Below are 12,669 nucleotides of genomic sequence, written 5' to 3'. Positions count from 1 at the left end.
GGGGACACGGCCCCGGGTGCGCGCCCTCACCGGTCAGGCGGTTGCGGCGCGGTGCCGTGTGGATGCCGGCTGCGGCTGAGAGAACAGCACGACGACGATGACCGCGGCACCGACGACGACATGCGGGAGCCAGACGTTCAGCGCCTCGTCGGCGAACCCGAACAGCCACGGCGACAGCGCCAGGAAGAGACTGGCGGCCACGTCGAACACGAGGTGGACCGGCATCGGGATGAACCCGAACGGACCCCATTCATACTTCGTGAACAGGCTGTAGACGATGAGACCGACGCCGAGCACGATCGGGATGACGACCGCCGGACCGCCGAGCGCGGCGAACCCGAACAGCCACGGGGCCGCGATCAGCGCCAGACCGACGACGTAGTCCAGGATGCCGTGGACCTTGGTGGGGATGAAACGCATGATTCCTCCTTCGCTCCGCCGCGGATCCGCGGCTCACAGAGGGTTCGGAGCATCCGTCCGTGCGGATTGGATCCCGATCGCCTCGCGGCCAGGTCCCAGCTGGCACTGCTACGGTGAGCGGGCCGGCACCTCGCCGGCGTCAGGGAAGACTTCTCGTCGACCAACGGGCCTCTCGGTCATTTCGTTCTCCGTCGCCTCCTCTGTGTGATCTGAGGAGTTCCGTCATGCCCGCCCCGTCCCTCCACGCCTCCGCCGCCCCGTCTGCGTTCCTCAGCAGCGGGCCCGTGCCCCTTCCTGCGGGCTCGACCGCCGTCGTCTACTGCGAAGGCCGGTTCGGCGAGCAGGACGGCAAGACGGCGAACGGCCTGGTACGCCATTCCGAGAAGTACGAGATCCTCAGCGTCATCGACAGCACTCGCGCGTTCCGAGATGCAGGGACCCACCTGGACGGGAGCCCCAACGGCATCCCGATCCTCGCGAACCTCGCGCAGTCCATCGTTCACGCCGGCGGCGTCCCCGACTATCTGATCTGCGGCGTCGCGCCGGCCGACGGACTGCTCTCCGCCGCGCAGCGGGTCGTCCTGCTCGACGGCATTTCCCGGGGCATGCACATCATAAGCGGCCTCCACGAGTTCCTCTCCGACGACGCCGAGTTCGTCGCCGCCGCGCTTGCGGCGGGGGTGACCATCACCGACGTTCGGCGCCCCAAGGAGAAGAGGGACCTGCACCTCTTCTCCGGGCGCATCTTCGACGTGACCTGCCCGCGGATCGCCATCCTCGGCACCGATGGCGCGATCGGCAAGCGGACCACGGCGACGCTCCTCGTGCAGGCCCTCAACGACTCCGGCATCCGCGCCGTGCTCGTCGGCACCGGGCAGACGACGATCATGCAGGGCGGCCGCTACGGCGTGGCCCTGGACGCCCTCGTCCCCCAGTTCTGCTCCGGCGAGGTCGAGGACCAGGTCGTCGCGGCCTTCGAGGGTGAGGACCCGGACGTGATCGTGGTCGAGGGACAGGGTGCGCTGAGCCACCCCGCCTATCTCACCTCCGCGCACATCCTCCGCGGCAGCCGCCCGGAGGCGGTCATCGTGCAGCACGCACCCGGGCGGAGGATGCTCGGTGACTTCCCGATGGTGGCCATGCCCACGGTGGCTAGCGAGGTGGCGCTCATCGAGGCGTTCGCCGACACCCGGGTGATCGGCGTCACCGTCAACCATGAGAACCTGACGCCGGACGCTCTGGACGCGGCGATCGACGAGATCGAACTCGATCTCGGCATTCCGGCCACCGATCCGCTCACCCGGCCCGCGCACGAACTGGTCGAGATGGTGCTGCAGGCGCTTCCTGCGCTCAGCTCGCCGCGATCCACCCGTATCGGCGCGTGAGGGCCTCCGCCACCCTGCCGAACCGCTGACGGTCCAGCACCGCCGCCTCGCGGCGCAGACCGCTCTCGTGCACGCTGTAGAGCTGCTCGATGTCGACCCAGGACTCCCGGCCCTGCGAATCCCACCCGCCGGAGCCGATCGGGAGGTAGTCGCGGTCACGGTCGTGGGCCTTGCTCGTCATCCGCACGGCGTAGACCCTGTCGGCCGACTCGCGCCCGATCACGAGAACCGGCCGGTCCTTTCCGCGGCCGTCATTCTCCTCGTAGGGCACCCAGGTCCAGATGACCTCGCCGGCGTCCGGGGCTCCGTCGCGATCGGGCGCGTACGCGATGCGCAGCCCGGGGATGCGGTCGGGATCGATGCGGATCGTCTCGGAGCCGCCGGCGCGCCCCGGCTCGAGAAGGACGTCGGTCGCCCCGCCGACCGTCGACCCGCCTGCGGTGGTACGCAGACGCGCGTCAGGGCGCCTCGGACGATCCGCCGTCCGAGGCGCCCTGCCGGATCCCAATACCTTGAGAAGGATCTCCGCGAGTGCTGCCAGGATGCCGTTGGTGTTGCTCACACGGTCACCCTAACGGGAGTTCACGCATCTGCGAGCGCGTAGCCCTCCTCGCCGTGCACGACCAGGTCGACACCGGCGATCTCGTCCTCGTTCGTGATCCGGAAGCCGACGGTCTTCTGGATCGCGAAGCCGATGACGTACGCGACGATGAACGAGTAGATCAGCACGCCGATCGCGGCGATCGCCTGCACCGCCAGCTGGCGGAGGTCGCCGCCCACGAACAGCCCGGTGCCGGTGGCGAAGAAGCCCAGGTAGAGCGTTCCGAAGAGGCCGCCGACGAGGTGGATGCCGACGACGTCGAGCGAGTCATCGAAGCCGAGGCGGAACTTCAGCTCGATCGCGAGGGCGCACAGGACGCCGGCGAGGGCGCCGAGCAGCAGGGCCCAGCCCGGGGTCAGGTTCGCACAGGCAGGGGTGATCGCGACGAGACCGGCGACGGCACCGGAGGCCGCGCCGACCGAAGTCGCCTTGCCCTCCTTGATGCGCTCGACGAGGATCCAGCCGAGGATGGCGGCGGCGGTCGCGCCCAGGGTGTTGATGCCGATCAGGCCGACCTTGCCCATGTCCTCCGCGAGCCACTCGGCGCCCGCGTTGAATCCGAACCAGCCGAACCACAGCAGAGCGGCGCCGAGCAGCGTGAGCGGCACGTTGTGCGGCTTGAGGATGCCCTTCTGGAAGCCGATCCGCTTTCCGAGGACGAGCGCGAGGGCGAGCGCCGCCGCACCGGCGTTGATGTGCACCGCGGTGCCGCCCGCGTAGTCGATCACGGAGATCCCGCTGTCCTCGCCGAAGAGCGCCGTGCCGAGGTTCATGATCCAGCCGCCGCCCCACACCCAGGCCGCGACCGGGAAGTAGCCGACCGTCGCGAACACGCCGGCGAAGATCAGCCAGGAGCCGAACTTCGCGCGGTCCGCGATCGCGCCGGAGATCAGGGCGACGGTGATGATCGCGAAGGTCGCGCCGTAGGCGACGCCGAGCAGGGCGACGTTCGAGCCCTCACCGCTCGCCAGAGCGCTGAGGCCGAAGTCGGCGAAGGGATTGCCCGCGAACTGGGTCGGGCTCTCGACGGCGCTCATGGAGAAGCCGAAGAGCACCCACAGCACGGCGACGAGTCCGATCGAGCCGAAGCTCATCATCATCATGCTGACGACGCTCTTCGCCTTGACCAGACCGCCGTAGAAGAAGGCGACTCCGGGCGTCATCAGCAGCACGAGGGCCGTCGCCGTGATGACCCAGGAGATGTTGCCGGGTGCGTCCATGTGTAAACCTCACATTCGGGAAACTGTGGGCTTCAGTGTGACGAGGCCCGATTTCCGGAATGCGTGAAGTTTGTTGCGCGGACGTTACAGGCGGAGCCGCCATGTGAACATCGCGTTACGCGGCCGGCTGCGGCGTCAGCGCTCGGCGTGCGTGAGCGCGTTCAGGCGCGAGATCGCCCGCAGGTACTTCTTGCGGTAGCCGCCGCCGAGCATCTCCTCCGCGAACACCTGGTCCAGGCCCACCCCGGTCGCGACGATCGGGATCTGCGCATCGTAGACGCGATCCACGAAGGCCACGAAGCGCAGAGCCTCGGACTGGTCTGTGAGCACGTGGACGTCCCGCAGCCCGACCAGGTCGAGGCCCGCGATGACGCGTAGGTAGCGCGAGGGGTGCACGCGGGCGAGGTGGCGGATGACGTCCCCGAAGGAGTCGTCGGATGCCGTTCCGTCAGCGGCTCCGGCCGCGATCGCCGCCGCGTACTCGTCGTCGTCGCTCACCACGGCATGTCCGTCGAGAGCGCGCTGGCGGAAGTCGACGCCGTCGATCCGCAGCGTCTGGAAGCTGTCGGACATCGCGTGGATCTCGCGGAGGAAGTCCTGCGCGGCGAATCGTCCCTCACCGAGCGCGTTCGGCGGCGTGTTCGACGTGGCGGCCAGGCGCGTGCCGGTGGGGACGAGCTCGCCGAGGAGCCGCGTCATCACCATGGTGTCGCCCGGATCGTCGAGCTCGAACTCGTCGATGCAGAGCAGATCGGCTCCCTTGAGCAGGTCGACGGTGTTCTTGTAGCCGAGCGCCCCGACCAGCGCGGTGTACTCGATGAAGGATCCGAAGTACTTCCGGCGTGCCGGCATCGCGTGGTAGATCGACGCGAGCAGGTGGGTCTTGCCGACGCCGAAGCCGCCGTCCAGGTAGACACCGGGCTTCAGCTCCGGCTCCTTCTTCGCACGGCTGAAGAACCCACCGCGCTTGACGGGTCCGCCGCGGCCGGCGAAGCGCATCAGGGTCTCCTTCGCCTCCTCCTGCGAGGGGTGGGCGGTGTCAGCACGGTAGCTCTCGAAGGTGGCGCCGTCGAACTGCGGCGGAGGCACGAGACTCGCGAGCATCTCCGGGCCGGTGACCGTCGGCTGGCGGTCGGTCAGGTGCACGATGCCCGTGCGGGTCGTGGTCTCAGTCATCGTCATCCTGAAGATCGGGTGGAAGCCTGTGTCGAACTCTTACGAATCCGGTGCCGGACCCCCGGCGGGGATCTATCGTCGAAGGGACGGCTCCACATTACGCCGTCTGCACTTCCTTCATCGCCGCTCACCGTCTGAGGAGATCCCTGTGACCATCGAGTTCGATTCGTCTTCGCCCAAGTTCGCCGAGTACGCCGAGCCGGGCCGCCTGGTCACCACAGAGTGGCTCGCCGAGCGTCTCGGCGCTCCTGGCCTCGTGGTCGTGGAGTCCGACGAGGACGTCCTCCTCTACGAGACCGGGCACATCCCCGGCGCGGTGAAGGTCGACTGGCACACGGAGCTCAACGATCCGGTCGTCCGCGACTACGTGGACGGCGAGGGCTTCGCCGCGCTGCTGAGCCGCAAGGGCATCTCCCGGGACGACACCGTCGTCATCTACGGCGACAAGAACAACTGGTGGGCCGCATACGCCCTGTGGGTGTTCTCGCTCTTCGGCCACGAGGACGTGCGGCTGCTCGACGGCGGACGCGACCGCTGGATCGCCGAGGGCCGGGAGCTCACGCGGGAGACGCCCTCGCCGGCGCCGACCGACTACCCGGTCGTGGAGCGCGACGACTCCGTCATCCGCGCCTACAAGGAGGATGTCCTCGCCTTCATCGGTCAGGGCCCGCTCATCGACGTGCGCTCCCCCGAGGAGTACAGCGGTGAGCGCACCAGTGCCCCCGCCTACCCGGAGGAGGGCGCCCTCCGCGCCGGCCACATCCCGACCGCGCAGAGCGTGCCGTGGGCGAAGGCCGTGGCCGAGGACGGCGGATTCCGCACCCGCGCCGAGCTGGACGCGATCTACCGCGACGGCGCCGGACTGAAGGACGGGGACGACGTGGTGGCGTACTGCCGCATCGGCGAGCGGTCCAGTCACACCTGGTTCGTGCTGAAGCACCTCCTCGGCTTCGAGAACGTGCGCAACTACGACGGCTCCTGGACGGAGTGGGGCAGCGCGGTCCGCGTCCCGATCGTCACCGGCACGGAGCCAGGCGGCCGCTGAGCGTGGGAAAATGGCGGGGATGAGCACGAGCGCCGTTCCTGACACCCTCGCCGAGATCCGCGACGGATTCCTGGAGACCCCGGAGACCGATCGCCTCCTGCTGCTGCTCGAGTACTCCGACGAGCTGCCGGCGGTGTCCGAGGAGGTCGCGAGCCATCCCGAGATGTACGAGCGCGTCGCCGAATGCCAGTCTCCCGTGTACATCCACGTCGAGGTCGAGGGCGGCATCGTCACGATGCACGCCTCGGCACCTCCGGAGGCGCCGACGACGCGGGGCTTCGCCAGCATCCTGGTGCAGGGCATCAGCGGCCTCACCGCCGACGAGGTCCTCGCCATCCCGGACGACTACCCGCAGTCGATCGGACTCACCAAGGTCGTCTCTCCTCTGCGGATCAGCGGGATGACGGGGATGCTGATGCGGGCGAAGAACCAGGTCAGGCAGAAGCGCTGAAGCCCTGCTCCTCGAGCCAGCCGGTGATCGCGGCCGTCCAGCCCGTCTGGTCGTAGTTCCACAGCTTCGTGTGCCTCGCGACGCTGAATCTCGGCATGGTCACGAGATCCGGCCGCGCCTCCTGCAGCGCATGCGAGGCGTCGGCGGGGACGAAGCCGTCGTCGTCGCTGTGCAGGATCAGGATCGGCATCGTCAGCTCCTCGGCCCGCGCGACCATGTCCAGCCGGTCGAACGGGATGGCGTCCTCAGCGCCGCTGAGCCGTGCGGTGAGCGGCACCGACAGCGCTCCCATGGCCAGTTCCGGCAGGGGCGCGCGCATCCCCGACTCGCGCGCCTGGAAGCGGAGCACCGTGCGCCAGTCGATCACCGGCGACTCCAGGATGAGCCCGGCGATGCGATCGCGGTTCCCGGAGTTCACGGCGGCCTGGAGCGACACGGCGCCGCCCATGGACCAGCCCATGAGGATCACCCTCTCGGCACCGTGCCGGAGCGCGTAGGCGATCGCGGCGTCGATGTCACGCCACTCGGACGCGCCGAGGGCATAGGCCCCGCCCCGGCTGCGCGGGGCCTCCCCGTCGTTCCGGTAGGAGACCACGAGGTTGGGCAGTCCGGCCGCGTGCAGAACCGGCACGGCACGCAGGCACTCCGCCCGCGCCGCTCCCCGCCCGTGCACCTGGATGACCCACGTCGAGGACGTAGCCGGGAAGTACCAGGCCGGGCACGGACCCGCCGGCGAGCCGATCAGCACGTTCTCGCAGCGCAGGTGCAGCTCGCTCGGGGTGGAGTAGTACCAGCCGCTGAAGGTAGCGCCCCGGTCGACGCGGGCCCCCGGCTCGATCTGCGTGAGCAGCTTCCGGCGAACGCTCTTCCCGTCGGCGCTGAGCACGGCGCCGAGCTTCACGTATCCGTAGGTGCCGGTCGTGAAGAGTCCGTAGCGGCCGGGCAGCTCGGAGTCGAGGGTGCGCTGCAGCTCGATGGTCTGCGCACCGGTGTCGACCGCGAGGATCGCGGTGTCCTTGGCGCGCTGCGCCGGCGTGACGACGCGACGGGCGACGCGGAGGACGAGCAGGGACAGCGCCACCCCCAGTGCCAGCAGTGCGGGGACAAGGAGCGCAACGGCGTGCCTGAGACTCTTCATCGCCTCCTGACTCTAGCCTGTTGCCGTGACCGCACACCCCGATGACGGGACCCGATTCGACGCCGCTGTTGCCGAGCTGCGTGAGACCGCCTTCCGCGCGGACATCACCGTTCGGGAGATAGCCACGCCTCAGGGCCTCGCCCCCTACGCGATCGCCCTGGCCGCCGACGTGCGCCCCGGGCCGGACGGTGAGTCCGTGTACGGCACCGGGCGGTTCGTGCTGCTCCACGATCCCTCCGCGCCTTCGGCCTGGGGCGGGGAGTGGCGCATCGTCCTGTTCGCGCAAGCGCCGCTCGAGCCGGAGATCGGCACCGATCCCCTGCTGGCCGATGTCACCTGGTCCTGGCTGGTGGACGCCCTGGAGTCGCGGAACGCGATCCATCACTCCGCGTCGGGGACCTCGACGAAGACGCTGTCGAAGGGATTCGGGGGCCTCGCCGTCGAGGGCGACGGAGCCCAGATAGAATTGCGGGCGTCCTGGACTCCAGAGGGCCCCTTCCGACCGCACGTCGAAGCATGGGCCGAACTGGTCGGAATGCTGGCGGGTCTTCCGCCCGGCTCCGAGGGTATCGCCGTGATCGGCGCGCGAAAGGCTGCACGTGACTGAATACTCCGTGATCTCGGATGCCGAGGAGTTCCATGCGGCGTGCGCCGCACTCGCCGCCGGCACCGGGCCGGTGGCGGTCGACGTCGAACGGGCATCCGGCTTCCGCTATTCGCAGCGTGCATACCTCGTGCAGGTGTTCCGGCGGGGCGCCGGCGTCTTCCTCTTCGATCCTCCCGCCCTGGGAGATTTCGCGCCCCTGCAGGCGGCCATCGGCGACGCGCTGTGGGTGTTCCACGCAGCCAGCCAGGACCTGCCTTCACTCCGCGAGCTCGACCTGGTGCCCGCCACGATCTTCGACACCGAACTGGCCGCGCGTCTGCTCGGGCACGAGCGCGTCGGGCTCGCCGCGGTCGTGGAGAACACGCTGGGGATCACCCTGAAGAAGGAGCACTCGGCGGCCGACTGGTCCACGCGGCCGCTGCCGCCTGCCTGGCTGGAATACGCGGCGCTGGACGTCCTCCACCTCATCGACGTGCAGGAGGCCCTGCAGGCCCAGCTCGAGGAGCAGGGGAAGACCGAGTTCGCCGCGGAGGAGTTCGCGGCGACGCTCACGCGCCTGCCGAAGCCACCCCGGGAGGATCCCTGGCGGCGGCTGAGCGGACTGCACCAGGTACGCGGTGCCCGCAACCTCGCCGTCGCACGGGAGCTGTGGAAGGCGCGTGAGGCCTACGCGCAGGAGCAGGACGTGTCCCCCGGGCGGCTCGTCCCCGACCGCTCCCTGGTCGCCGCGGTGCTCGCCGGGCCGCAGAGCAAGCAGGCTCTGGCCGGCATCAAGGAGTTCCAGGGTCGCGCGAGCCGCACGCAGATCGACCGCTGGTGGCAGGCGATCGTCGACGGCCGGGCGAGCGAGGAGCTGCCCAGGGAGCGCGTGCCCAGCGACGCCCTGCCGCCGCCCCGCGCGTGGGCGGACCGCAACCCGGAGGCGGATGCACGCCTCAAAGCCGCCCGGCCGATCGTCGAGGCGACTGCCGAGGAGCTCGGCATGCCGACCGAGAACCTGCTCACCCCGGAGTTCCTCCGTCGCGTCGCCTGGGAGGCGCCGGGAACGACCGCCGAAGAGGTCGGCGCCGCGCTCGCCGCGCTCGGTGCACGCCCGTGGCAGATTGCACAGACCGCACAGAAGATCGCGGATGCCTTTGCAGAGGCTGCACAATCGCCTGACGACACGTCCGCGACCGCTTCGTAGGTTCGATCCAACCGATTCCTCCCGGTTTCCGCGGCGTTCCTAGACTGAGGCCACCGCACAAACTTGGAGGCAGAGTGGCCGAGATCTCGGACGTCTACTTCGTCGATGGAGTGCGCACCCCCTTCGGGCGCGCCGGCGAAAAGGGCATGTACTGGAACACCCGCGCTGATGACCTCGCCGTCAAGGCGACCATCGGCCTTATGGAGCGGAACGGCGCCGTTCCGGTCGACCGCATCGACGACGTCGCGATCGCCGCGACGAGCCAGACCGGCGACCAGGGCCTCACCCTCGGCCGCTCGGTGGCGATCCTCGCGGGCCTTCCGCAGACCGTCCCCGGCCTCGCCGTCGAGCGCATGTGCGCCGGCGCGATGACGAGCGTCACGACGATGGCCGCCTCGATCGGGGTCGGCATGTACGACTTCGCCCTCGCCGGCGGCGTCGAGCACATGGGCCATCACCCTATCGGCGGGAACGCCGACCCGAACCCGCGGTTCGTCGCCGAGAAGATGGTCGACCCCGGCGCGCTGAACATGGGCGTCACCGCCGAGCGCATCTTCGACCGATTCCCGCACCTCACCAAGGAGCGCTCCGACCGCTTCGGCATGCTCAGCCAGCACAAGGTGCAGGCGGCCTACGACGCAGGGAAGATCCAGCCCGACCTCGTGCCGGTCGCGATCAAGGGCGCCGACGGCGCCTGGGGTCTCGCCACCGAGGACGAGGGCCGTCGCCCGCAGACGACCATGGAGGACCTCGCCGCCCTCAAGACGCCGTTCCGCCCCCACGGACGCGTCACCGCGGGCACTTCCTCCCCTCTCACCGACGGAGCGACCATGTCGCTGCTCGCCGGAGGCGCCGCGGTCAAGGAGTTCGGCCTGGCCCCGAAGATGAAGATGGTCTCGTTCGCCTTCGCCGGCGTGCAGCCGGAGATCATGGGCATCGGCCCGATCCCCTCCACCGAGAAGGCTCTGAAGAAGGCCGGCCTCACGATCTCCGACATCGGCCTCTTCGAGCTGAACGAGGCCTTCGCCATCCAGGTGATCTCGCTCCTCGATCACTTCGGCATCGCCGACGACGACCCCCGCGTCAACGCCTGGGGCGGCGCGATCGCGCTCGGCCACCCGCTCGCGGCATCCGGTGTGCGACTGATGATCCAGCTGGCGGCCCAGTTCGCCGAGCGCCCCGACGTCCGCTACGGCCTCACCGCGATGTGCGTCGGCCTCGGCCAGGGCGGCTCCGTCATCTGGGAGAACCCGCACTACGACGGAAAGAAGAGGAAGTAATGGCCTACGAAGAAGTCGACTTCTCCCCGATCCAGGCCCTCACCGAGGGCGAGGTCGTCACGCACTCTCCCGTGCGCGACATCCGCCTGGCCTCGGGCAAGGTCCTCGCCCTCATCACGCTGGACAACGGCCGCGACCACACCCGGCCGAACACGCTGGGGCCGGCGACGCTCACGGAGCTCGGCCAGACGCTCGACGCCCTGAAGGCGCGTGCCGCCGCCGGCGAGATCCAGGCGGTCGGCATCACTGGCAAGCAGTACATCCTCGCCGCCGGCGCGGATCTGTCGGACATCAGCAAGGTGGGCTCGCGCGACAACGCCCGCCTGATCGCGCAGCTCGGTCACAAGGTGCTCGGCGGGCTCAGCGAACTCGGCGTGCCGTCTTTCGCCTTCGTGAACGGACTGGCGCTCGGCGGCGGCCTGGAGATCGCACTGAACTCGACGTACCGCACGGTGGACGCGTCCGCGGCGGCGATCGCCCTGCCGGAGGTCTTCCTCGGCATCATCCCCGGCTGGGGCGGCGCCTACCTGCTGCCGAACCTCATCGGCATCGAGAACGCGCTCGAGGTCGTCATCTCGAACCCGCTCAAGCAGAACCGGATGCTGAAGCCGCAGCAAGCGTTCGACCTCGGGGTCGTCGACGCGATCTTCCCGGCCGCGAACTTCCTCGAGAACTCGCTCGCCTGGGCGGATGCCGTGCTCGGCGGCAAGAAGGTCGAGCGGAAGGACGAGCCCGGCAGGATCGAGCGGCTCACCAAGTGGCCGATCGCGATCAAGATGGCCCGCGGGATGCTCGAGTCGAAGATCGGCACCGTGCCGAAGTCGCCGTACGTGGCGCTGGACCTGCTCGACAAGGCGAAGAGCGGAACGAAGGCCGAGGGCTTCGCCCGGGAGGACGAGGCTCTCGCCGATCTCGTCACCGGTGACCAGTTCGCGGCGTCCATGTACGCCTTCGACCTCGTCCAGAAGCGCGCGAAGCGCCCGGTCGGCGCCCCCGACAAGGCGCTCGCGAAGAAGGTCACCAAGGTCGGCATCATCGGCGCGGGACTCATGGCGAGCCAGTTCGCGCTGCTCTTCGTCCGCAAGCTCCAGGTCCCCGTGCTCATCACCGACCTCGACCAGGCGCGCGTCGACAAGGGCGTCGCCTACATCCACGAGGAGATCGGCAAGCTCGAGGAGAAGGGCCGCCTGGACTCCGATGCGGCGAACAAGCTCCGCGCGCTCGTCACCGGCACGACCGACAAGAGCCTCTACGCGGACTGCGACTTCGTCATCGAGGCCGTGTTCGAGGAGGTCGGCGTCAAGCAGCAGGTGTTCGGCGAGATCGAGAAGATCGTCGCGGAGGACGCGATCCTCGCGACCAACACCTCTTCGCTGTCGGTGGAGGAGATCGGCTCGAAGCTCGCGCACCCCGAGCGCCTCGTCGGCTTCCACTTCTTCAACCCGGTCGCGGTGATGCCGCTGATCGAGATCGTGAAGACGCCGGCGACGACGGATGCTGCGCTCTCGACCGCCTTCGTGGTGGCGAAGGGCCTCGGCAAGAACGCCGTGCTCACCGCCGACGCTCCCGGTTTCGTCGTGAACCGCCTGCTCGCCAAGGTCATGGGCGAGGCGGCCCGCGCCGTCTACGAGGGCACGCCGGTCGCCGAGGTCGAGAAGGCGTTCGCGCCGCTCGGCCTGCCGATGGGCCCGTTCCAGCTCATCGACCTGGTGGGCTGGAAGGTCGCGGCGCACGTGCAGGACACCATGGTGCGCGCCTTCCCCGAGCGCTTCTACGCGAACGACAACTTCCACGCTCTCGCCGAGCTGGACGCCGTCGTCGAGAAGGACAAGGGCGGCCGTGTCACCGGCTGGACGAAACAGGCCGAGAAGGTCATCAAGCCCGCTCTCGGTAAGACGCCGGCATCGGCCGCGACGATCCTCCAGCGCGTGCAGGACGGCCTCGCGACCGAGATCAAGCTGATGCTGGACGAGGGCGTCGTGCCCGAGGTCGAGGACATCGACCTGTGCCTCATCCTGGGCGCCGGCTGGCCGTTCATCGACGGCGGCGCCTCGCCGTATCTCGACCGCGAGGGCGCCTCGGAGCGCGCCTTCGGCGGATCCTTCCACACCCCGCAGATCCGCGGCATCGAGAGCCGCTGACCCCCGCGAACGGGACCGC

General features: G+C 69.3%; 12 protein-coding genes. 7 read left to right on the top strand and 5 right to left on the bottom strand.

Going from position 1 to position 12,669, the window contains the following annotated elements; genetic code table 11:
• Positions 1-33 precede the first annotated feature (33 nt).
• On the bottom strand, positions 34-420 hold the full coding sequence (locus tag G6G98_RS01815) for an SPW repeat domain-containing protein (RefSeq protein ID WP_164233796.1): 387 nt from the start codon (positions 418-420) through the stop codon (positions 34-36).
• Positions 421-644: 224 nt separating this feature from the next.
• Here G6G98_RS01815 and G6G98_RS01810 point away from each other — a divergent pair, with 224 nt between their 5' ends.
• Complete coding sequence (locus G6G98_RS01810; RefSeq protein WP_164233797.1) at positions 645-1,805, top strand: DUF1611 domain-containing protein; 1,161 nt, start codon at positions 645-647, stop codon at positions 1,803-1,805.
• Here G6G98_RS01810 and G6G98_RS01805 read toward each other — a convergent pair.
• From G6G98_RS01805 to zapE, 3 genes are all read right to left on the bottom strand, one after another.
• On the bottom strand, positions 1,771-2,367 hold the full coding sequence (locus G6G98_RS01805; RefSeq protein ID WP_164233798.1) for a type II toxin-antitoxin system PemK/MazF family toxin: 597 nt from the start codon (positions 2,365-2,367) through the stop codon (positions 1,771-1,773). The two genes, G6G98_RS01810 and G6G98_RS01805, sit on opposite strands and share 35 nt — an antisense overlap.
• A 20-nt stretch (positions 2,368-2,387) precedes the next feature.
• Positions 2,388-3,626, bottom strand: a complete 1,239-nt coding sequence (locus G6G98_RS01800) for an ammonium transporter (RefSeq protein ID WP_067352169.1) — start codon at positions 3,624-3,626, stop codon at positions 2,388-2,390.
• Positions 3,627-3,761: 135 nt separating this feature from the next.
• A complete protein-coding gene (gene zapE / locus G6G98_RS01795) occupies positions 3,762-4,802 on the bottom strand; it encodes a cell division protein ZapE (RefSeq protein ID WP_164233799.1) in 1,041 nt (346 codons plus the stop codon).
• A gap of 148 nt (positions 4,803-4,950) precedes the next feature.
• Here zapE and G6G98_RS01790 point away from each other — a divergent pair, with 148 nt between their 5' ends.
• Both G6G98_RS01790 and G6G98_RS01785 read left to right on the top strand, forming a co-directional pair.
• Complete coding sequence (locus tag G6G98_RS01790) at positions 4,951-5,847, top strand: sulfurtransferase (protein ID WP_164233800.1); 897 nt, start codon at positions 4,951-4,953, stop codon at positions 5,845-5,847.
• A gap of 19 nt (positions 5,848-5,866) precedes the next feature.
• Positions 5,867-6,298: a SufE family protein gene (locus G6G98_RS01785; protein WP_067352177.1), complete on the top strand. Its 432-nt coding sequence runs from the start codon at positions 5,867-5,869 to the stop codon at positions 6,296-6,298.
• On the opposite strand, the gene G6G98_RS01780 is transcribed toward G6G98_RS01785, so the two are convergent.
• Positions 6,282-7,436 (bottom strand): alpha/beta hydrolase, encoded by a 1,155-nt coding sequence (locus G6G98_RS01780; protein ID WP_164233801.1) that lies wholly within the window; start codon positions 7,434-7,436, stop codon positions 6,282-6,284. The genes G6G98_RS01785 and G6G98_RS01780 overlap by 17 nt on opposite strands.
• A 25-nt stretch (positions 7,437-7,461) precedes the next feature.
• Between G6G98_RS01780 and G6G98_RS01775 the strand changes: the two genes are divergently transcribed.
• The 4 genes from G6G98_RS01775 to G6G98_RS01760 all read left to right on the top strand — a co-directional run bounded on the left by G6G98_RS01775 (position 7,462) and on the right by G6G98_RS01760 (position 12,650).
• Positions 7,462-8,043 (top strand): DUF3000 domain-containing protein, encoded by a 582-nt coding sequence (locus tag G6G98_RS01775; RefSeq protein ID WP_067352183.1) that lies wholly within the window; start codon positions 7,462-7,464, stop codon positions 8,041-8,043.
• Positions 8,036-9,229, top strand: a complete 1,194-nt coding sequence (locus G6G98_RS01770) for a ribonuclease D (protein ID WP_067352187.1) — start codon at positions 8,036-8,038, stop codon at positions 9,227-9,229. Before G6G98_RS01775 ends, G6G98_RS01770 begins: the two co-directional genes overlap by 8 nt.
• 74 nt (positions 9,230-9,303) lie before the next feature.
• Entirely contained in the window at positions 9,304-10,509 is a 1,206-nt protein-coding gene (locus G6G98_RS01765; RefSeq protein ID WP_164233802.1) for a thiolase family protein, read from the top strand.
• A complete protein-coding gene (locus tag G6G98_RS01760) occupies positions 10,509-12,650 on the top strand; it encodes a 3-hydroxyacyl-CoA dehydrogenase NAD-binding domain-containing protein (RefSeq protein WP_164233803.1) in 2,142 nt (713 codons plus the stop codon). Before G6G98_RS01765 ends, G6G98_RS01760 begins: the two co-directional genes overlap by 1 nt.
• The last annotated feature ends 19 nt before the right edge of the window (positions 12,651-12,669 follow it).

Source organism: Microbacterium hydrocarbonoxydans (assembly GCF_011752045.1).
Classification (GTDB): domain Bacteria; phylum Actinomycetota; class Actinomycetes; order Actinomycetales; family Microbacteriaceae; genus Microbacterium.
The sequence above is the reverse complement of the archived record's forward strand: the minus strand, read 5'-3'. Positions and strand labels throughout refer to the sequence as shown.